The organism is Vibrio sp. UCD-FRSSP16_30, from assembly GCF_001676025.1.
Taxonomy (GTDB): Bacteria; Pseudomonadota; Gammaproteobacteria; order Enterobacterales; family Vibrionaceae; genus Vibrio.
Genome location: NZ_LZFW01000008.1, coordinates 1 through 19,237 on the forward strand (window position 1 = coordinate 1; position 19,237 = coordinate 19,237).

Genomic DNA, 19,237 nt, shown 5'->3' on the forward strand with positions numbered 1-19,237 from the left:
CAAAAGCCAGTGCCTTACCGCTTGGCGATAGCCCAACAGTGATATCATTTAAGATATCTAAATAATGGTGCGGTCGGAGAGACTTGAACTCTCACACCTTGCGGCGCCAGAACCTAAATCTGGTGCGTCTACCAATTCCGCCACGACCGCAGCAAAGCTTTTACTCTAGCGAAGAGTATAGTTAAGAAGACTCATGGTTCGTCTAAATAACATTGTAAGTGGTGGCTACTGCGGGATTTGAACCTGCGACCCCATCATTATGAGTGATGTGCTCTAACCAGCTGAGCTAAGTAGCCACTTTAATTTTGAGCGAGTGAGGATAAACTAAACTCGCTTTATTTCCAATGATTTTCTTTGAAAATCTAGAAATAAATAGTGGCTGGGCTACCTGGATTCGAACCAGGGAATGCTGGCATCAAAAGCCAGTGCCTTACCGCTTGGCGATAGCCCAACAATGATATCATTAAGATATCTAAATAATGGTGCGGACGGAGAGACTTGAACTCTCACACCTTGCGGCGCCAGAACCTAAATCTGGTGCGTCTACCAATTCCGCCACGTCCGCAGCTTATTCTGTAGTTTTACTGATCAATTGGTTAATCAATAAAGCATTGTATATGGTGGCTACTGCGGGATTTGAACCTGCGACCCCATCATTATGAGTGATGTGCTCTAACCAGCTGAGCTAAGTAGCCATTTATTACCTTTTCTCAATGCTGCAATACAGCGTCGAGAACGGAGCGCATTATGCGTATATAGCCGGAAACCGTCAATAGTTTTTTTGAAGATTTCGTCTGTAACGGTCTGTTCGAACTTTTTTTAAACAAAGCGTCCTGTTTTTATGCAAAAAAGTCGATGAATCATCGCCGTTCTTATCAAATTGAGACGAGTGACTTAGCATAAAGAGCAACGTGATAAACAAGATGAATATTGCGAAATAAATTAAACCGTCGATAAAACAAAGAAAGATCGCCAAAGCGATCTTTCTAATTTAGGTCAAGTATCAGGTAATAGGTTAAACGTTAAAGCGGAAGTGAATAACATCACCATCTTTAACGATATAATCTTTACCTTCTAGACGCCATTTACCGGCATCTTTAGCACCACTTTCACCCTTGAATTGAATGAAATCATCGTAACCAACAATTTCTGCGCGGATGAAGCCTTTTTCAAAGTCTGTGTGGATCTTACCTGCAGATTGTGGCGCTGTTGCCCCAATAGGGATAGTCCAAGCGCGAACTTCTTTAACACCGGCTGTGAAGTAAGTTTGTAGTGTTAGCAGATCGTAACCAGAACGGATCACGCGGTTTAGACCGGGTTCTTCAATGCCCATATCAGCAAGGAATTCAGCACGATCTTCATCGTCAAGCTCTGCCATTTCAGATTCGATAGCGGCACAAACAGGAACAACTACGTTGTTTTCTTTTTCTGCAAATTCACGAACTTGATCTAGGTATGGGTTATTTTCAAAGCCGTCTTCAGCAACGTTTGCAATGTACATTGTTGGTTTAAGCGTTAGGAAGTTTAGGTAGCCAACTGCTGCTAGTTCTTCTTTGCTTAGCTCAAGAGTACGAGCCATGCCGCCTTCAGTTAATACTGGAAGTAGCTTTTCAAGAACCATTAATTCAAATTTAGCGTCTTTATCGCCGCCTTTTGCTTTCTTAGCATTACGGTGCATTGCACGTTCACAGCTGTCTAGATCGGCAAGCGCAAGTTCAAGATTGATGACTTCAATATCTTCAATTGGTGATACTTTACCTGAAACGTGAACGATGTTTTCATTCTCAAAACAGCGAACAACGTGACCGATCGCATCAGTTTCACGGATGTTTGCTAGGAATTTGTTACCTAGACCTTCACCACGAGATGCTCCAGCAACCAGACCTGCAATGTCTACAAATTCCATTGTAGTTGGCAGAACTTTTTGTGGATTTACGATTTCAGCAAGAGCGTCTAAACGTAGATCGGGTACAGGTACTATCCCTGTATTTGGTTCGATAGTACAAAACGGGAAGTTAGCCGCTTCGATACCTGCTTTAGTAAGTGCATTGAATAGTGTTGATTTACCAACGTTTGGAAGACCAACGATGCCACATTTAAAACCCATGATTAAAACCTTATTCTGCTTTGAACGTGTGTAAGCGATTTTGTGCTTTAGTTAAACCGTCTTTTAGCAATATCTCTAAGCTGCGAACGGACTCGTCGACTACTGCATCTAGGCATTCTTGCTCTTTCGTTGGAGCTTTGCCTAATACATAGCCCGCAACTCGGTCTTTATGACCGGGATGACCTATGCCTATGCGTAGTCGGTAAAATTCTTTGTTGTTACCTAATTTGCTAATGGTGTCTTTTAGTCCATTGTGACCGCCATGGCCACCGCCTTTTTTGAATTTGCCAACACCTGGTGGTAGATCAAGTTCATCGTGGGCGACCATAATCTCTTCCGGTTTTATTTGATAAAACTTAGCCAGTGCCGCGACTGATTTTCCTGAAAGATTCATGAAGGTGGTTGGAACCAAAAGGCGAAGATCGTAACCACTGGCAGTGATTCGACCGGTTAAACCAAAAAACTTAGGTTCATTTTTTAGTGTCACATTGTGTATACGAGCTAATTCTTCGACTACCCAAGCGCCTGCATTGTGACGTGTTCTCGTATATTCAGGTCCGGGATTTGCCAGACCGACAAGTAATTTGATTTCTTGGCTCAAGATTTCGCTCTCGTAATAGGTGACAATGATAGTCTGTGACAATAAAAAGCGCGATATGATAGCACGCAACTGAGTTTAGGGTAAGAAATAGCTAAGAGTAAAAAATCCCGGCGCTTAATAGTAAGGACCGGGATTCTTGAATTTATTTTGGTTCGCTAGAACTAAATGTATAACAACTCAACGAGTTGCTAAGCATGATTAGTTGCTGAACATCGCTGAGATAGACTCTTCGTTGCTAATGCGACGAATAGCTTCTGCAAGCATGCTAGACAAAGTTAACTGAGAAACTTTACCTGTAGCGGCCATCTCTTTGCTCAATGTAATTGAATCGGTAATGATCACCTGGTCAAGTACTGAGTTTTTGATGTTTTTAGCTGCACTACCAGAGAATACTGCGTGTGTAGCGTAAGCAAATACTCGTTTAGCGCCACGCTCTTTAAGAGCTTCAGCTGCTTTACATAAAGTACCGCCAGTATCAATCATGTCATCAACGATAACACAATCGCGACCTTCAACATCACCGATAAGGTTCATTACTTCAGAAACGTTTGCACGAGGACGACGCTTATCAACGATAGCGATATCGATATCGCCTAACGCTTTAGCCGTTGCACGAGCGCGTACAACGCCACCTAGATCAGGAGATACCACAACTGGATCTTCTAGACCACGGTTAGCCATATCTTCTAGAAGAACTGGAGTACCGAAAATGTTGTCTACTGGTACATCGAAGAACCCTTGGATTTGCTCCGCGTGTAAATCGATAGTTAGAACGCGATCAACACCAACGTTAGATAGGAAGTCAGCGACTACTTTTGCTGTAATTGGCACACGAGCAGAGCGCACACGGCGATCTTGGCGAGCGTAGCCGAAGTAAGGGATTACAGCTGTAATACGGCCGGCAGAAGCACGACGCATAGCGTCAATCATTACTACCAATTCCATCAGGTTATCATTGGTAGGTGCGCATGTAGATTGGATGATAAATACATCACTACCACGAACGTTTTCATTAATTTGTACAGCGACTTCGCCGTCAGAAAAACGGTCTACAGTAGCATCACCTAGAGAAATATATAGGCGATCAGCAATGCGTTGGGCTAGTTCAGGTGTTGCGTTACCAGCAAATAGCTTCATATCAGGCACGGTGGAAACCTCAAGGTTGCGTCCAGTTAATCGGGTTGATTTTGGGCAGAATACTGCGCCAATGTCAGGTGCAAAGGAGATATATTGTTTCCTTGTGCAACAAATGCTGTTGTATTTTCGGGGAGTTGTCTTAGTATGGCTTTTGCTTCTTGTTGAGTATTAAACTCTGCAAAAACGCAAGACCCTGTTCCCGTCAATCTTGACGGCGCATATTGTAACAGCCATGAAAGTTGCTTATCAACCTCTGGATACAGTAAACGCACAATTTTTTCGCAATCGTTTTCGTAAGGACTACTTTTTAGCTCTTGCCAACTGCGTTTTATACTATTTCGGGTCAAATCTGGGTGTGAGAATATGTCCGCAGTTGAAATGCTCACATTCGGTCTTACTACTAAATACCATTTCTGTTGTGGGTCAACTTTAGTCAAGCTTTCACCAACCCCTTCAGCAAATGCGGAAAACCCCTGCACAAAAACGGGAACATCAGCCCCTAATTTTAGACCTATTTGTGCCAGTTGCACTAAAGGCAGGTTTAATTGCCATAAATAATTTAGGGCAACAAGAGTGGTGGCCGCATTAGATGAACCACCACCGATACCTCCACCCATTGGCAGTATTTTATTAATCTGGATATCTGCGCCTAATGACGCGATGCCAACTTGCTCTCTTAGGGCAACCGCCGCCTTCCAGATAAGATTTTGCTGAGTAGGAACACCCTCTAACTGCGGCGTGATCGAGATTTCACCACTGCTATTAGCCTTAATCGTTATCTCATCACCAAAGTCGATAAACTGAAAGAGAGTTTGTAAGTCGTGATAGCCATTAGGGCGACGACCAGTGATGTATAAAAAAAGATTGAGCTTGGCAGGGGAGGGCCATGTGCTAGAGGTGCTTATCATTGTGTTTCCCACTTGCTGATGATGATATTCAGTTTGATAGGGGGGCTAGAAAGCGTCATCTTGTTGGGTAAGATAACATTATCCACTTCCTGATAGCCTTTATAATCCATTATCCAAGTTTGCTGTGCTTGGTTTTGTTCTAAAGAGGCCAGTGTGCCGTTGTCAGATACTTGAAATGCATCAGCGCCGGTGGGTTGCCCCTTGATCCAATCTCGCATATGGATAATGGGTAAGCGCATTCCGGTTAATTGATAAAATAACAGGTCCGCATCTTTATCAAAGTAGCGTTTACCCTGCATATCCGTCACTTTAGCACCGTCTTGATCCATGACTAGACTCAGCACTGTTTTACCTAAAAAAGTAGATAAGCGCAGTTCACTACTGTCTGGGGATTGTTTCCAATGGAAGTTGAGGCTTTGGCGCTGTGTTGGGCCTATATAGCCAAGCTTTCCAGATATTTTAAAGTGGCTGAGAGCCGCTAGTTTCTGTTGGTGAGCTTGATATTGAACATTATGAATAGGTGTATGCTGAGTACTTTCACACCCAAATAGTGCTAGTACTAGCAAAACCGGTGTAAACCTGACCAACCATTTCCAAAAAAAAGGCGTTTGAGTGATTTGCATATCAAGAATTCGCGCTATGATTCAAGGTTTGAGGCAATGATACAATAAAGCCCCTTTTATTGCTGTAGTGCTTCAAGTAAAATTACCCCTTTGTTTTGTCTGTCTAAGTAATCCATGCCGCTATTGACCATAGGTATCAATCACAATACTGCTTCAGTTGATCTGAGAGAGAAAGTCGCATTTTCTCCAGATAAGCTGAACGATGCCTTTCAACAGTTACATTCCATGCCAACGGTCAAAGGAAGTGTGATTTTATCTACCTGTAATCGCACAGAGCTGTATGTTGATACAGAAAATAGTAATGATATTGTAGATTGGCTGATAGGTTTTCATCAAGTGAAGGCCGATGATTTAAAGCCGAGTCTTTATACTTATACAGGTGAAGAGGCTATTCAGCATTTAATGCGAGTGGCTTGTGGTTTGGACTCTTTGGTTTTAGGTGAACCTCAGATCCTTGGACAAGTAAAAAAAGCTTATGCTGACGCCAAAGAAAACGCCACTGTACATGGCAATCTAGACAAGCTATTTCAAAAAGCATTCTCAGTTGCGAAACGTGTGAGAACAGAAACTGACATTGGTGGCAGTGCGGTATCTGTGGCTTACGCCGCTTGTACTTTGGCTAAACATATATTTGAATCATTAGATCGTTCTAAGGTGCTATTAGTTGGCGCTGGTGAAACCATTGAGCTTGTAGCAAAGCATTTATCTGATAATGGTTGCCGACAAATGACAGTGGCAAACCGAACTCGAGAACGAGCGTCAAGTTTAGCCAACCAGTTTGATGCGCAAGTTATCAGCCTAAGTGAAATACCATTAGCACTGGCAAATGCTGATATAGTCATTAGCTCTACCGCAAGTCCTCTTCCTATTATAGGTAAAGGTATGGTAGAAAGTGCCCTTAAATCTCGCAGATATAAACCGATTCTATTTATAGACATTGCAGTGCCACGAGATATAGAAGCGCAAGTGTCAGAGTTAAGTGATGCGTATTTGTATACTGTTGATGATTTACAATCCATTATTGACCAAAACATAGAACAGCGTCGTTCCGAGGCAGTTCAAGCAGAAAAGATTATCGCGATTGAGAGTAAAGAGTTTAAAAGCTGGTTACGTTCTCGAAAAGCGGTAGAAAGTATCCGAGATTACCGACATGCATCTGATGTGGCGCGTCGAGAGCTGTTAGCAAAAAGTTTACAGACCTTGAGCTCCGGTGGTGATCCAGAAAAAGTATTACTAGAGTTAAGCAACAAACTGACCAATAAACTTATCCATGCTCCGACTAAAGCGCTTCAAGAAGCAGCAGAGCAGGGAGAGTTAGACGATTTGGCTGTATTAAGAAAAGGCCTTGGTCTTGAAGACCTATAACCAATTAAGAAGAATATGAAAGCATCTATATTAGTAAAATTGGAGACGCTAGTTGAGCGTTATGAAGAAGTGCAGCACTTACTTGGTGATCCTGGTGTTATCGGTGATCAAAACAAGTTCCGCGCGCTCTCAAAAGAATACTCTCAGCTAGAGGAGGTCACTAAGTGCTTCCAAGCCTATCAGCAAGCTCAAGAAGATCTTGAAGCGGCGCAAGAGATGGCAGCTGAAGATGATCCTGAGATGAAAGAAATGGCTCAGGAAGAAATAAAAGATGCAAAAGCTAACATTGAATCGCTAACGGATGAGTTGCAAATTCTTCTGTTACCAAAAGATCCAAATGATGAGCGTAATTGTTTCTTAGAAATTCGTGCAGGCGCTGGTGGTGATGAGGCCGGTATATTTGCGGGTAACTTATTCCGTATGTATTCAAAATTTGCTGAAAAGAAAGGCTGGCGTGTTGAAGTAATGAGTTCAAATGACTCTGAGCAAGGCGGCTATAAAGAAGTCATCGCTAAAATTTCTGGTGACGGCGTATACGGCACTATGAAGTTTGAATCTGGTGGTCACCGCGTGCAGCGTGTACCAGAAACTGAATCTCAAGGTCGTGTACATACTTCTGCGTGTACTGTGGCAATTATGCCTGAAATTCCAGAAGCCGATCTTCCAGAAATTAAAGCCAGCGATCTGAAAATAGATACCTTCCGTTCATCAGGCGCAGGTGGTCAGCACGTAAACACCACCGATTCTGCTATTCGTATTACTCACTTACCAACAGGTACAGTAGTAGAGTGTCAGGATGAGCGTTCTCAGCATAAAAACAAAGCTAAAGCAATGTCGGTACTTGCCGCTCGTATTAACCAAGCTGAAGAAGCTAAGCGCGCTGCGGAAGTCTCTGATACTCGCCGTAACTTATTAGGTTCAGGGGATCGTAGTGACCGTATTCGTACTTATAACTACCCTCAAGGCCGCGTTTCAGATCACCGTATCAACCTGACTTTATATCGTCTAAACGAAATATTGGAAGGGGATTTACACGCCCTGATCGATCCTGTTATGACAGAGCACCAAGCGGACCAACTTGCTGCATTGGCAGAGAATCACTAAGCAGTGCCTTTTGCTAGTATTCAAGAGTCGCTAAATTTAGCGACTCTACGTTTAATGGAGTCAGGTTCAGAGTCTGCCAAGCTTGATGCATCCGTATTGCTTTGTCATGCGTTGCAAAAGCCTCGCAGCTATTTACTGACTTGGCCTGAACGTCAGTTAACAGAAGTTGAATCTGAACGTTTTGATGCACTATTAAAACGTCGTATAAGTGGAGAACCGATCGCTTATATTGTCGGCGAACGAGAGTTTTGGTCGCTGCCGTTTAAAGTTTCTCCGACAACCTTAATCCCTCGCCCTGATACCGAACGGTTAGTGGAACTCGCGCTCGATAAAATCATATCGTCAAGTGCTTTAAAGGTACTTGATTTGGGCACTGGAACAGGTGCAATTGCGATTGCACTAGCATCAGAGTGTCCAAATACTGAATTTATTGGTGTTGATTTGCAGTCAGATGCTCAACGTTTGGCCACCGAAAATGCTCATCATTTAGGTATCAATAATGCTTGTTTTTTACAAGGAAGTTGGTTTGAACCTGTCGTGGACGATGGGCCTTTTCAAGTGATTGTTTCTAACCCTCCTTATATTGATGAGCACGATCCGCATTTATCCGCCGGTGATGTTCGCTTTGAGCCAGACTCAGCTTTGATTGCTGCAGACAATGGCTTTGCTGACCTACGCTATATCGCGAGGCATGCTAGGGAATACCTTGCAAATGACGGTTGGTTATTAATGGAACATGGCTTTGAGCAAGGCGAAGGAACACGACAAATATTAATCGATATGGGTTATCAATCCGTATCTACCGAGCAAGACTATACCGGTCAAGATAGAGTGACTTTAGGACAATTTAAGGGAATAAAATAATGTACGTTGCGCTAAAACATATTCATTTAATGTTAATCGCACTGAGCGCAGGACTGTTCTTGACTCAGTATATTTTAATGGTGACAAAATCACCGTTACAAGAGAAGAAATTCATTAAAGTTGTACCGCATGCTGTTAATGGCCTGCTTATCCTTTCTGGCATTATGTTATTGCTTGTGACCGGCTGGGTTCCATTTAAGCCGGGTTCTGAGTGGCTAACAGAGAAATTTACTTGCCTGCTTGCGTATATCGCTCTTGGCGTATTTGCATTGCGAATGGGTAAAAACCAACTGCTACGTGGTTTTGCATTTTTAGGTGCAATGGGTTGGTTATTAATGGCATTTAAAATTGGTATGACAAAGATGCCAATATTAATGGGGTAAGAAATGCCAGATCTGTGGTTTAAAGGTCTTGATGATTTAGAGTTAGTGGAAGGCGCTTTGCGTCTTTGCGCTCAAGTCGATCCAGAAGTGAATGCCACTTGGGTTGAACTTCAGTTAGAAAAAATGCTCGATGAAGCCGAGCAGGTTTTATCGAAAGAAACTCATGAGAAAGCGCGCTTTGATGCCTTATTACGTCTGTTTTATCAGCAATGGGGCTTTGAGGGGGATTGCGAAAATTACTTCTCATCAGATAACGCATTTATTGAAAAAGTATTGCAACGCAAAAAAGGCATTCCTGTCAGTTTAGGGGCTTTGTTGCTTTATTTGGCCCGTAAGCTTGGCTTTCCAATTAAAGGGGTGAGTTTTCCAACTCAGTTTTTATTAGTTGTTGAGTGGCCGGGAATGAAGCCTGATTATATTAATCCATTTGATGGTGAGTATGTCGCTAAACACACCTTACAGTCTTGGCTGAAAGGGGCGGAAGGCAACGCGGCAATGTTGAAGCCCGAGCACTTATCGATAGCTGATACCTCCACCATTATTGGTCGTTGGCTTGGCGTGCTAAAAGGCGCTTTGATGCGTGAAGAGCGCTATACTCAAGCTCTAGCTTGTAGCAATATTGCATTAAGCTTAGTTCCAGAAGATCCGTATGAAATCCGTGATAGAGGGTTTATCTATCAGCAATTAAATTGTTTTCAAATTGCCAGACAAGATTACGAGTTCTTCATCGATAACTGTCCTGAAGATCCAGCAGCCGACATGTTAAGACTGCAGCTAAACGCCATTAACGATGAGCCAGTGGTTCTGCACTAGCTATCAACAATTAAGAGAGATGAATATGCAACAAAAAATTGTTCAGGTTGGTGATATTCCTGTAGCCAATGACAAGCCTTTTACTCTATTTGGTGGGATTAATGTTCTTGAATCCCGTGATCTTGCGATGCGCGCTTGTGAGCAGTACGTTGAAGTCACCGATCGTTTAGGCATTCCTTACGTATTTAAAGCTTCATTTGATAAAGCTAACCGTAGCTCTGTTCATTCTTATCGTGGTCCAGGCCTTGAAGAAGGGCTGAAAATCTTTGAAGAGCTAAAAGCAACATTTGGCGTAAAGATCATTACTGATGTGCATACTGAAGCGCAAGCTTTGCCTGTGTCTCAGGTAGTCGATGTGATTCAATTACCTGCATTCTTGGCTCGCCAGACCGATCTTGTTGAAGCAATGGCTAAAACGGGTGCGGTGATCAATGTGAAGAAACCGCAATTCATGAGCCCAAATCAGGTGGGTAACATCGTTGATAAGTTTGCTGAATGTGGCAACGACAAGATTATTCTATGTGAACGCGGCGCGTGCATGGGCTATGACAATCTTGTGGTTGATATGCTTGGTTTTGGCGTAATGAAAAAAGTATCAAACGGCAGTCCAATCATTTTTGATGTCACGCACTCACTGCAAATGCGCGATCCAAGTGGCGCAGCTTCAGGTGGTCGTCGTGAGCAAACGGTTGAACTTGCAAAAGCCGGTCTAGCAACGGGTATTGCCGGTCTATTTATTGAAGCGCACCCAGATCCAGATAATGCACGCTGCGACGGACCTTCAGCATTACCACTTGATAAGCTTGAACCTTTCTTAGCTCAAATGAAATCACTAGATGATTTAATCAAGAGTTTTGCGCAGATCGATATCAAATAGAGTTTATATTTCTACACTCTGTGATTGTTATAATAAAAACGGGCATTGCATTCGCAAGCCCGTTTTTTTGTTGCTATTTTTCTAATATATTTCATTAGAAAAGAAGCGCTATGGAACAGTTAAGTATTAAGTCATTGCTACTGGCAGCTGCGGTAGGAGGATTAACCGTAGGCTGTGCATCAGAGACAATTGTCGAGACTGATAAGGCACAAAATCTAACAATCTTGCACACCAATGATCACCATGGGCGTTTTTGGCCTAATAAATACGGTGAGCTTGGGATGGCGGCAAGAAAGACGCTCATCGATCAAATTCGCAATGAAGTGGAATCTGAAGGTGGCGTGGTGTTATTGCTGTCTGGTGGTGATATTAATACCGGTGTTCCTGAATCTGACTTACTTGATGCCGAACCTGACTTTAAAGGAATGACGCTTTTAGGCTATGACGCAATGGCCATTGGTAACCATGAATTTGATAATCCGTTGTCAGTCTTAGAAAAGCAGCAGCAATGGGCTCAATTTCCGATGCTGTCTGCCAATATTTATGACAAGCAAAGTCAAATGCGTAAATTTCAACCTTATGAAATGTTTGAAAAAGACGGCTTAAAAATTGCGGTTATTGGTCTCACTACAGAAGATACTGCCAAGATTGGTAACCCAGAATATATTCAAGGATTGGAGTTTAGAGACCCAAAACCTGAAGCGAAACAATTACTGCAAGATATAGAGTTAACAGAGCAGCCCGATATTACGATTGCAGTGACCCACATGGGCCATTACCAAGATGGCAAGCATGGCGGCAATGCTCCAGGTGATGTGGCTTTGGCGCGTTATCTTCCTCAAGGTGCATTGGATATGGTGATTGGTGGGCATTCCCAAGAGCCTGTATGTATGGAAGGTCCCAATTTAGTTAAACAACAATTTAAGCCCGGTGATGAGTGTCAGCCAGACCAACAAAATGGTACTTGGATTATGCAGGCTTTCGAGTGGGGTAAATACGTTGGTCGCGCCGATTATGAGTATAAAGATGGTGTACTAAATCTTGTTCACTATGAGCTTGTGCCTATTAACTTAACTAAAAAAGTTAAAGTCGATGGTAAGAAACAGCGCGTTATTGTCGGTGAGAAAATTGAGCCTGATTCTGATGTCGAAGATTTTTTAGCGCCTTATCAAGAGCAAGGTCAAGCGCAGCTGAATGTAAAAATCGCACAATCTAATGGCAAGCTCGAAGGCGACCGTAATAAAGTCAGGTTTGAACAAACCAACCTTGGTCATCTTATTGCAACAGCGCATATGCAGCGAGCTAAAGCTGATTTTGGGGTGATGAACTCCGGAGGGGTTAGAGACTCTATTGCACAAGGGGATATTACCTATAAAGATGTTCTCACTGTCCAGCCGTTTAGCAACATCATTACTTATGTCGATATGACAGGCAAAGAGGTCGTTGAATATCTGAATGTCGTCGCGACAAAACCGACAGATTCTGGCGCGTATGCGCAGTTTGCAGGCATTAGCATGACAGTGACTCAATCCGGCGTGCAAGACATTAAAATAGCCGGTAAGCCTCTCAATGAAAACGAAATCTATCGTTTTAGTATCCCTAGCTTTAATGCCGCTGGTGGCGATGGGTATCCAGTACTTACTCAACATCCCGGTTTTGTAAACACAGGTTTCGTTGATGCCGAAGTATTGAAGGAGTATCTTAAAACTCATAGTCCAATTGATGTAACTCAATACGCTCCGACGGGAGAGGTGAGTTACCCATAAAATAAGAGAATACTATGACACCTGCTGTGCGTTTATTGAAAAAGAACAAAGTACCTTTTGAGCTTCATCAATATAAGCATGATCCAAACCATAACAGCTTTGGCTTGGAAGCGGTTGAAGCGACAGGTAAACCCGCAGAGCAGGTGTTTAAAACGTTACTCTTTTCCTTAGATGGCAGCGCCCAAGGCCTTGCAGTCGCGGTTATTCCCGTCAACAAAAAACTCAACCTTAAACTCGCGGCAAAAGCCAATAAGTTAAAAAAATCGGCCATGGCTGATCCTATCTTAGCGCAAAAGATTACAGGGTACTTAGTTGGTGGCATTAGCCCGCTGGCGCAGAAAAAAAGCCTACCCACCTTTATTGACCAAAGTGCAGAGTTACTAACGACGCTATGTATTAGCGGTGGTAAGCGTGGTCTTGAAATTGAAATGTCCCCGCAACATCTCGCTTTGCAAGTCCAAGGAAGCTTTACTGACTTAGCTGAGTGACTATTCATAATAGACGCTACAACTGATGCTATAACGTACGTTACAACATAGGTATAGCCGTTAATAGCAGCAGGGATGCCATTGCGATATTAAATCCTCTTATCCGTAACGGCGTTGTCAGCCATTGTTGCAACTGACTGCCTGCTACTGTCCACAGCGTAACGGATGGGATGTTAGCAAGGGTGAATGCACCCGCAACGATGATTAGCTCTATCCACGCACCAGAGGCGGTAAATAAGGTAATAGCAGTTAGAGCCATTGACCAGCCTTTTGGGTTGAGCCATTGAAAACTGGCCGCAGCTAAGAAACCCATTGGTTTAAAGGTGGTATTAGCTTTTTCTGCATCGTTAGTTTTTACTTTATTGCTAGTGACTACTTTATTACTTGTTATTTTGCTACTGGCTATTTTGAACGCCAAATAAAGTAAATACCCTAAGCTGACATATTTTAATACTGCGTGGCTTTGAGGATAGCTATTGAATGTCCCGATAAGCCCAATGCCAACCAGGATCAACATCAAAGCAAAGCCAATCGTTATCCCTAACATGTGTGGAATGGTTTTCTTAAAACCTATGTTAGCGCCTGAACTCATCAGCATGATGTTATTTGGTCCAGGAGTGGATGTGGATACCAATGCAAAGAGTAATAGCGCACTAAATTGTTGAAGTTCCATGATGTCACTTTTCAATATTGGGTGATTTATGAAACAATTTTAAGTGGAGGTTAGTGCGATTATTTGCTTATATTAATGCTAATTCCCTTATATGTGACAATAAAAATTCAATATGGATAGTTTTGACGAAAGAATATTGCAGGCACTAAAGAAATCAGGAAAGGTGGCTAATGTTGAGCTAGCTAATCAAGTGGGATTATCAGCCTCTGCAACATTAAGAAGAGTGCAAGATCTTGAGCGCAAAGGGGTGATTAAAGGCTATAAGGTTGTGCTTGATCATTCTCAGCTAGGCGTTGCTTTTATTGCTTATGTTTCTATTGGACTTTCTTCTCACAGTAAAGCGGCGCAACTGGCGTTTGAAGAGCATGTATATTTTGTCGATGAAGTGGTGGAATGCCACAACATCACCGGGGCAAATGAATATTTATTAAGAATAGAAACCTGCGATCTTGCGTCGTATAAACGCATTCATGCCGATGTTCTGGGGGAGTGTGAATATGTTAAGTCCATCACCACTATGGTTGTGATGGACTCACCTAAAGATGAAAGGCAATAAACTGCGCTTAAAATCTACTCATTGCGCAGTTAATCGGTTGCCAGTCATTTAGTGTTAATGGCTTTATTAACGCTGAATCTATCTTTTAAGCGTTAATGTGCCTTTGATGCGTGGCTTAGGTGCATCACTTGAAGTCGATGGCTTAGCCTTGACATAGCTTTTTTTGCCGGCAGGTTTACCAGTTGATGATTTATCATTAGGTCTATGTCTGCTTGGTGAAAACTTACCATCGAACACTTGTCTCTGATCATCACGGTTACGACGTGCACGAGACGCTTGGTTTTCTTCTCGGTTGTCATACAGTTTAGCGTCAGTTGCTCTTCTTATGCGCTGACCTTTAGCATCTTGCTTAGATGCTTCTTCGGTACCGACCGAACCATCACTTAGCTCAAGTAAGGTTTTGACCTCATCGTCTGATAGGTAACGCCATTTACCGTTAGGAATGCCATCAATTGTAATATTCATTATGCGTACGCGACGAAGCTTGAATACTCGATAATCTAATGCTTCACACATACGTCGAATTTGACGGTTTAAACCTTGAGTTAATACGATACGGAAACTGTATTCGGATTCTTTAGTAATTTTACACGGCAAAGTGACTGTATCTAGGATTGATACACCGTTGCCCATTTTCATTAGAAATTCAGGCGTAATCGCTCGATCAACACGAACAACGTATTCTTTTTCGTGGTTATTACCGGCACGTAGAATTTTATTTACGATATCACCATCGTTGGTTAAAAAGATAAGCCCGTCAGAAGGCTTATCTAAACGTCCGATAGGAAAGATACGTTCTTTATGTCCGATATAATCAACTATGTTTCCTTGTATATCGCGCTCGGTGGTACAGGTAATTCCTGTTGGTTTATTGAGTGCAATATAAATAGGTTTACGTTTTGCTCTCAAGGATTTGCCATCCACAAGAACGTCATCTTCAGGCAGAACTTTCGTGCCCATCTCTGGTATTTTACCGTTAATGGTTACTCGGCCTTGTTCAATCAGTTTGTCAGCTTCTCTACGTGAGCAATAACCTGTCTCACTGATGAATTTATTTAATCGCTTTGCGTTGTCGGACATAGTTCTCTCTATATGAGTTTGCCAAGACGTTTTTGGTGTCGTTCTCGGTTCTCTAGTTTCTTTTCTGTGTTCTTTTTCAGCATAACGTATACAGCGCCACTTCCACCATGAAAAGGTTGAGCTGAATGAACACAAAGTACTTCATTGAGTTGTTGTAGCCAAAAAGAAACATAACTTTTCATCAGTGCTGGTGGCGTGGAGTTATGCCCTTTGCCGTGCACAATAATGAGTGTTCTAACTTCTAGCCTTAAACATTGTTTAAGGAAATGGACTACTTCGTCTCTTGCTTGGGTTAAAGTTCTTCGATGCAAGTCTAGCTTTGCTTGGATAGGGTACTTTCCAAGTCTTAGTTTTCGATAGACACCATCTTGAACACCACTAAGTTTAAACTCAATAATGTCGTCTGGTTTTAGCATCGGGGCATTATCAAGCGTTAAATATTCAGGCAATTCTTCTTCAATACTCACTGCCGCTCTTTGCCTCAATAGGTGATTTTCATCCGTTATATGGGCTTTTTTATGTACAGCAGTATTGTGTGAGAGAGGTTTTACGTCTCCCATCATTTCCTGAAAGGAAAAATCATTGTCAAATTCTTCAGACATAGAAATCAAGAAATTGTTTGAGATAGGGAGATTATAATTGGAAAATGACGAACGTCACTTAATAAATAAAAACCGAGGTAATAGATTACCTCGGCGCAACAACCGGTTGCTAACAGATGTAGTGAGGAGATACACATTCATAACTGAATGAGTAATTCATGTTAAGTGCTGAGTAAAATGCTGTCATGATCCAGATCAAGTGTCATCAATATGAAACTGATTGTCATTGGTTGTGGCGGTTAATTTTGATTTATATGCGATATAGAGCAATAAATAGGCATATAAAATAAACATTAGATAATTTCTAAAATTAGGTGTTGCACCGTACGAAAATATCAGTATTATACGGCTTCTCAACAGGAAAGAGTGATTGTTCTGGTTGAGTTTTAGGAAGTTCCTAAATAAAAAATATCGGTGAATAGCGCAGCTTGGTAGCGCATCTGGTTTGGGACCAGAGGGTCGGGGGTTCGAATCCCTCTTCACCGACCACATTTAGAAGCCCCGCACTTGTTGCGGGGCTTCGTCGTTTCTGAACGTCAAAACTGTTATTTTTAATTATCCCTTCTGCTTTTTCCATTCTACTTTTGCTGCCTCATTACATTTCTTTATACCCTGCAATTGATTTATTTTTAACCAGATATTTGCCTTTAAGTGAAAAATTGTCTAAAAATTAAACACTGCGCGTAAGAGGGAGCTTGGGATGTTAGGCAAACTGAATATCTGGTGTGGCACAGCTCTACTGTGTATGAGTCAAAATATTTTTGCAGAAGAGAGCAATGATGTCACTTTGACAGTCAGTGATGTTATAGACAAACCTGGCGTCCTCTCCCCTAAAGGAACTTGGTCATTAGAAGGATCTCTTAGCTTTACTCAAAATACTTCAAATCGAGTTTCAGTTGTGGGTTATACCGTTCTTCCAACATTAATTGTTGGGCGTATAGAGGTAAGTGATGCTGACTATGTAACGACAACATTTGGTTTAACAGCAAGGCTTGGCTTAACCAATGCGACTGAGTTCGAGTTACGTTTACCTTACGTATATCGCAATGATCAGGTCATTGTTCGACCTATCGAAGATGGTGCCAGTGACGTGATTAATCTATCTAATAGCGGTGGCTCTATTGGGGATTTAGAAGTTGGATTGCGCCATCAGTTTAACTTTAATAGCACTCCCTATTGGATAGGGGGTTTAAGAGTTAAAACGCGCACAGGTCGCTCTCCTTATGAAATAGATATTGATGAATCGACCAATACGCTAGAAGATGTTTCAACAGGTTCTGGTTTTTGGAGTGTCGAGCCTAGTCTGACGATGCTTTACCCTTCTGATCCAGCAGTCTTATTCGTCAATTTAGGCTATATCTATAATATCGGTGATACGGTAGAGATAGGTGGCGATAAACAGAAAATCGAGCTAGGGGATACTATTTCTCTTGGTGGGGGGATGGGCTTTGCAGTAAATCCAGATCTTTCGTTTTCATTAGGTGTTAGCCATAAAACAATTTTAAAGAGTAAGATCAATGGACAGAAATCTGATGATGCTAAGTTACTTCATTTAGATTCTTTAACGGTTGGGATTAACTTGAGAATGAATGAGCGCTCTTCTTTGAACGTGAGTGCGCAAGCTGGATTAACCGAAGATACTCCTGATTTTCAGCTTGCTCTAAGAGTGCCGTATTACTTCTAATATGTAGGTTTACTTTTTCGACTATCAAACATGGGTTAATAATGATGATTTAGCATAGAGCTTTTAAGTCTAAGATCATCTTGAATCTGCTTGTTTACTCCTTTCACCTGTGCATCGATATCAACCACTGTATCTAAACCGAGCACACTATTGTCTAGTGTATTTTGAATAATATTGATAATACTAGAACTGGTGACTGTAGCAGAAGCCTGTGACTGCTCATAAGGCGCCTGTGTGTTGGCAATGACATTGCCTTTACCAACTTGAACTATATTGACCAAACTTGAATTTACTGCGGTTTCTTGAGCTTGTTTGGTTGAGCCGGCTGTTAGCGTCCCATTACGAAATACAAGATTGGCAATGGTCGTTCTATAAATGTTTTTACCGTTTACTGCTGCGCTGATACTAATTCCGATATCGACAATATAATCATTTGCCAATTTGAATCCACCACGCATAGTAGACAGTGTTGTATCATCTATAACATGACTACTTGGAAGGTTAATTTCATTGGCATATGACAAGCCACTATGTAAAAGATACAAAGCCAATGCTGTAGTGAGCTTACTATTCATAATATTACTCCTAGTAGTCGCCTGAGACTGGTAGTGTAATGCTAAATACCCCTAAAGATTCTCTAGATATCCCTGTATCTAAAGGAGAAGATTGATAAAGAGAGTAGTTCTCATCTTGAATAAAGCCTTCTCGACCTATGTTAGCTTCATTGCGAACTAACAGGACTAACCCTTGATAGTAAGGGGCAAAATCTTCAATTGAAATCACTAATGTTCCACGAGAGGGATCACCCAAAATTACTTTGTTATCGGTTATGCCTTTAATAACAACAAAGTGCATATACCCATCGAAATTTATAAGGGTAATTCCAGGAACACCAAGTTCTCGTATTGTCTTTAAGTCGATTCTAAATCCGTCAGCATTTAAGCCAATCGATCCTAAGTAGTTCTTCATATCAAGAAGTGAGAATCCGCTTTTATTGATAATTTCTTTATCGCCTTGCTCGTACATTACATCAAATATTTGTTGTTCTTTGAGTGGACGCTGATAGTGAAAGTGTAGCAGTGAGGCTAGGGCTGCAGATCCACAGCTAAAGTCGTATTGCTGAAGATACACATCACCAAATACATTTTCTTTGTAACTTTTTACAGGAATAGAGTAGTTCGCCCTATGGGGTAGAAAGTCGATAGCAAAAGTTGATGCTGATAGACTCATCAGCATCAACGTTATTAGACATTGCCTTATTTTTTCCATAACGATATCTAATCTACTTAATACTCAGGTTCACTATGGTTGAATTCTGAATTAGGACATTATTACCTGTGTTTTGAATAACACTTGATATACCAGAATTATCCGAAAATGCGCCTGAAGCCATGATATTACTACCACTTACCGTGTTGTCGGCTACGTTACCATCAATAGCACCATCGATATCAGAAGCTAAACTTGTGAAATCCATCTCCACGTGTTTTTTTCCTCTAGATTGCTCCATGATATCGATAGATACTGCCGAGCTAGGTAACGCGATTTCTTCAGCCTGTACATAGAAGGTCAGTATTAAACTTAGTGTATACAGTGCCGAGCGCAT

Annotated in this window: 21 protein-coding genes and 6 tRNA genes; 11 read left to right on the plus strand and 16 right to left on the minus strand. The window is 41.8% G+C overall.

What is annotated here, in order from left to right:
- Positions 1-65: 65 nt before the first annotated feature.
- The 10 genes from A9260_RS05620 to lolB all read right to left on the minus strand — a co-directional run bounded on the left by A9260_RS05620 (position 66) and on the right by lolB (position 5,376).
- Positions 66-150, minus strand: a tRNA-Leu gene (locus tag A9260_RS05620).
- Between the two features lie 69 nt (positions 151-219).
- A tRNA-Met gene (locus tag A9260_RS05625) sits at positions 220-296 on the minus strand.
- Between the two features lie 80 nt (positions 297-376).
- Positions 377-451, minus strand: a tRNA-Gln gene (locus tag A9260_RS05630).
- Between the two features lie 29 nt (positions 452-480).
- Positions 481-565: transfer RNA gene (locus A9260_RS05635), tRNA-Leu, on the minus strand.
- 53 nt (positions 566-618) lie between these two features.
- Positions 619-695 (minus strand) — tRNA-Met (locus A9260_RS05640).
- 320 nt (positions 696-1,015) lie between these two features.
- Positions 1,016-2,107: a redox-regulated ATPase YchF gene (ychF, locus tag A9260_RS05645; RefSeq protein ID WP_068697034.1), complete on the minus strand. Its 1,092-nt coding sequence runs from the start codon at positions 2,105-2,107 to the stop codon at positions 1,016-1,018.
- 10 nt (positions 2,108-2,117) lie between these two features.
- Positions 2,118-2,708 carry an aminoacyl-tRNA hydrolase gene (gene pth / locus A9260_RS05650; protein WP_068697036.1) on the minus strand — a complete coding sequence of 197 codons (591 nt, stop codon included), beginning with the start codon at positions 2,706-2,708 and terminating at the stop codon, positions 2,118-2,120.
- Between the two features lie 198 nt (positions 2,709-2,906).
- Positions 2,907-3,854: a ribose-phosphate pyrophosphokinase gene (locus A9260_RS05655; protein ID WP_068697038.1), complete on the minus strand. Its 948-nt coding sequence runs from the start codon at positions 3,852-3,854 to the stop codon at positions 2,907-2,909.
- Between the two features lie 26 nt (positions 3,855-3,880).
- Complete coding sequence (gene ispE / locus A9260_RS05660) at positions 3,881-4,753, minus strand: 4-(cytidine 5'-diphospho)-2-C-methyl-D-erythritol kinase (protein ID WP_068697039.1); 873 nt, start codon at positions 4,751-4,753, stop codon at positions 3,881-3,883.
- Positions 4,750-5,376, minus strand: a complete 627-nt coding sequence (gene lolB / locus A9260_RS05665; protein WP_068697040.1) for a lipoprotein insertase outer membrane protein LolB — start codon at positions 5,374-5,376, stop codon at positions 4,750-4,752. The genes ispE and lolB overlap by 4 nt, the downstream gene beginning before the upstream one ends.
- A gap of 114 nt (positions 5,377-5,490) precedes the next feature.
- Between lolB and hemA the strand changes: the two genes are divergently transcribed.
- The 8 genes from hemA to ybaK all read left to right on the plus strand — a co-directional run bounded on the left by hemA (position 5,491) and on the right by ybaK (position 13,036).
- Positions 5,491-6,741: a glutamyl-tRNA reductase gene (gene hemA, locus A9260_RS05670; protein ID WP_068697041.1), complete on the plus strand. Its 1,251-nt coding sequence runs from the start codon at positions 5,491-5,493 to the stop codon at positions 6,739-6,741.
- Positions 6,742-6,756: 15 nt separating this feature from the next.
- The gene (prfA, locus tag A9260_RS05675) at positions 6,757-7,845 is read left to right on the plus strand and encodes a peptide chain release factor 1 (protein ID WP_068697042.1); all 1,089 of its coding nucleotides are present in this window, start codon (positions 6,757-6,759) and stop codon (positions 7,843-7,845) included.
- A 3-nt stretch (positions 7,846-7,848) separates the two neighbouring features.
- On the plus strand, positions 7,849-8,709 hold the full coding sequence (gene prmC / locus A9260_RS05680; protein ID WP_082957066.1) for a peptide chain release factor N(5)-glutamine methyltransferase: 861 nt from the start codon (positions 7,849-7,851) through the stop codon (positions 8,707-8,709).
- Complete coding sequence (locus A9260_RS05685) at positions 8,709-9,092, plus strand: SirB2 family protein (RefSeq protein WP_068697043.1); 384 nt, start codon at positions 8,709-8,711, stop codon at positions 9,090-9,092. The genes prmC and A9260_RS05685 overlap by 1 nt, the downstream gene beginning before the upstream one ends.
- Positions 9,093-9,095: 3 nt before the next feature.
- Positions 9,096-9,905 (plus strand): SirB1 family protein, encoded by an 810-nt coding sequence (locus tag A9260_RS05690; RefSeq protein WP_068697044.1) that lies wholly within the window; start codon positions 9,096-9,098, stop codon positions 9,903-9,905.
- 25 nt (positions 9,906-9,930) lie between these two features.
- Positions 9,931-10,782, plus strand: coding sequence for a 3-deoxy-8-phosphooctulonate synthase (gene kdsA / locus A9260_RS05695; protein ID WP_068697046.1), 852 nt, complete (start codon positions 9,931-9,933; stop codon positions 10,780-10,782).
- Between the two features lie 110 nt (positions 10,783-10,892).
- Positions 10,893-12,548 carry a bifunctional UDP-sugar hydrolase/5'-nucleotidase UshA gene (gene ushA, locus A9260_RS05700; RefSeq protein ID WP_197485255.1) on the plus strand — a complete coding sequence of 552 codons (1,656 nt, stop codon included), beginning with the start codon at positions 10,893-10,895 and terminating at the stop codon, positions 12,546-12,548.
- A 14-nt stretch (positions 12,549-12,562) separates the two neighbouring features.
- Positions 12,563-13,036: a Cys-tRNA(Pro) deacylase gene (ybaK, locus tag A9260_RS05705; protein ID WP_068697047.1), complete on the plus strand. Its 474-nt coding sequence runs from the start codon at positions 12,563-12,565 to the stop codon at positions 13,034-13,036.
- Between the two features lie 40 nt (positions 13,037-13,076).
- Here ybaK and A9260_RS05710 read toward each other — a convergent pair whose 3' ends face one another.
- Positions 13,077-13,709 (minus strand): LysE family translocator, encoded by a 633-nt coding sequence (locus A9260_RS05710; protein ID WP_068697048.1) that lies wholly within the window; start codon positions 13,707-13,709, stop codon positions 13,077-13,079.
- Between the two features lie 112 nt (positions 13,710-13,821).
- Between A9260_RS05710 and A9260_RS05715 the strand changes: the two genes are divergently transcribed.
- Positions 13,822-14,265 carry an Lrp/AsnC family transcriptional regulator gene (locus A9260_RS05715; RefSeq protein ID WP_068697049.1) on the plus strand — a complete coding sequence of 148 codons (444 nt, stop codon included), beginning with the start codon at positions 13,822-13,824 and terminating at the stop codon, positions 14,263-14,265.
- A gap of 78 nt (positions 14,266-14,343) precedes the next feature.
- Here A9260_RS05715 and rluF read toward each other — a convergent pair whose 3' ends face one another.
- Both rluF and smrA read right to left on the minus strand, forming a co-directional pair.
- Positions 14,344-15,345, minus strand: a complete 1,002-nt coding sequence (gene rluF / locus A9260_RS05720) for a 23S rRNA pseudouridine(2604) synthase RluF (protein ID WP_068697050.1) — start codon at positions 15,343-15,345, stop codon at positions 14,344-14,346.
- Between the two features lie 8 nt (positions 15,346-15,353).
- The gene (smrA, locus tag A9260_RS05725; protein ID WP_068697051.1) at positions 15,354-15,947 is read right to left on the minus strand and encodes a DNA endonuclease SmrA; all 594 of its coding nucleotides are present in this window, start codon (positions 15,945-15,947) and stop codon (positions 15,354-15,356) included.
- Between the two features lie 412 nt (positions 15,948-16,359).
- On the opposite strand from smrA, the gene A9260_RS05730 reads away from it, so the two are divergent.
- Both A9260_RS05730 and A9260_RS05735 read left to right on the plus strand, forming a co-directional pair.
- Positions 16,360-16,436 (plus strand) — tRNA-Pro (locus tag A9260_RS05730).
- A 211-nt stretch (positions 16,437-16,647) separates the two neighbouring features.
- Positions 16,648-17,631, plus strand: a complete 984-nt coding sequence (locus A9260_RS05735; RefSeq protein ID WP_068697052.1) for a hypothetical protein — start codon at positions 16,648-16,650, stop codon at positions 17,629-17,631.
- Between the two features lie 35 nt (positions 17,632-17,666).
- Here A9260_RS05735 and A9260_RS05740 read toward each other — a convergent pair whose 3' ends face one another.
- From A9260_RS05740 to A9260_RS05750, 3 genes are read right to left on the minus strand one after another with little or no spacing between them, the layout of a single operon-like run.
- On the minus strand, positions 17,667-18,206 hold the full coding sequence (locus A9260_RS05740; RefSeq protein WP_231892570.1) for a hypothetical protein: 540 nt from the start codon (positions 18,204-18,206) through the stop codon (positions 17,667-17,669).
- Positions 18,207-18,216: 10 nt separating this feature from the next.
- The gene (locus A9260_RS05745) at positions 18,217-18,861 is read right to left on the minus strand and encodes a C39 family peptidase (protein ID WP_068697054.1); all 645 of its coding nucleotides are present in this window, start codon (positions 18,859-18,861) and stop codon (positions 18,217-18,219) included.
- 52 nt (positions 18,862-18,913) lie between these two features.
- Positions 18,914-19,237 carry a carbon storage regulator gene (locus A9260_RS05750; protein ID WP_068697056.1) on the minus strand — a complete coding sequence of 108 codons (324 nt, stop codon included), beginning with the start codon at positions 19,235-19,237 and terminating at the stop codon, positions 18,914-18,916.

Bases quoted from the DNA above. Each gene is read 5' to 3' on its own strand.
- ychF (WP_068697034.1), bottom strand. From the start codon at position 2,107: ATGGGTTTTAAATGTGGCATCGTTGGTCTTCCAAACGTTGGTAAATCA.
- ispE (WP_068697039.1), bottom strand. From the start codon at position 4,753: ATGATAAGCACCTCTAGCACATGGCCCTCCCCTGCCAAGCTCAATCTT.
- lolB (WP_068697040.1), bottom strand. From the start codon at position 5,376: ATGCAAATCACTCAAACGCCTTTTTTTTGGAAATGGTTGGTCAGGTTT.
- hemA (WP_068697041.1), top strand. From the start codon at position 5,491: ATGCCGCTATTGACCATAGGTATCAATCACAATACTGCTTCAGTTGAT.
- prfA (WP_068697042.1), top strand. From the start codon at position 6,757: ATGAAAGCATCTATATTAGTAAAATTGGAGACGCTAGTTGAGCGTTAT.
- A9260_RS05685 (WP_068697043.1), top strand. From the start codon at position 8,709: ATGTACGTTGCGCTAAAACATATTCATTTAATGTTAATCGCACTGAGC.
- A9260_RS05690 (WP_068697044.1), top strand. From the start codon at position 9,096: ATGCCAGATCTGTGGTTTAAAGGTCTTGATGATTTAGAGTTAGTGGAA.
- kdsA (WP_068697046.1), top strand. From the start codon at position 9,931: ATGCAACAAAAAATTGTTCAGGTTGGTGATATTCCTGTAGCCAATGAC.
- ushA (WP_197485255.1), top strand. From the start codon at position 10,893: ATGGAACAGTTAAGTATTAAGTCATTGCTACTGGCAGCTGCGGTAGGA.
- ybaK (WP_068697047.1), top strand. From the start codon at position 12,563: ATGACACCTGCTGTGCGTTTATTGAAAAAGAACAAAGTACCTTTTGAG.
- A9260_RS05710 (WP_068697048.1), bottom strand. From the start codon at position 13,709: ATGGAACTTCAACAATTTAGTGCGCTATTACTCTTTGCATTGGTATCC.
- A9260_RS05715 (WP_068697049.1), top strand. From the start codon at position 13,822: ATGGATAGTTTTGACGAAAGAATATTGCAGGCACTAAAGAAATCAGGA.
- rluF (WP_068697050.1), bottom strand. From the start codon at position 15,345: ATGTCCGACAACGCAAAGCGATTAAATAAATTCATCAGTGAGACAGGT.
- smrA (WP_068697051.1), bottom strand. From the start codon at position 15,947: ATGTCTGAAGAATTTGACAATGATTTTTCCTTTCAGGAAATGATGGGA.
- A9260_RS05735 (WP_068697052.1), top strand. From the start codon at position 16,648: ATGTTAGGCAAACTGAATATCTGGTGTGGCACAGCTCTACTGTGTATG.
- A9260_RS05740 (WP_231892570.1), bottom strand. From the start codon at position 18,206: ATGAATAGTAAGCTCACTACAGCATTGGCTTTGTATCTTTTACATAGT.
- A9260_RS05745 (WP_068697054.1), bottom strand. From the start codon at position 18,861: ATGAGTCTATCAGCATCAACTTTTGCTATCGACTTTCTACCCCATAGG.
- A9260_RS05750 (WP_068697056.1), bottom strand. From the start codon at position 19,237: ATGCGCTCGGCACTGTATACACTAAGTTTAATACTGACCTTCTATGTA.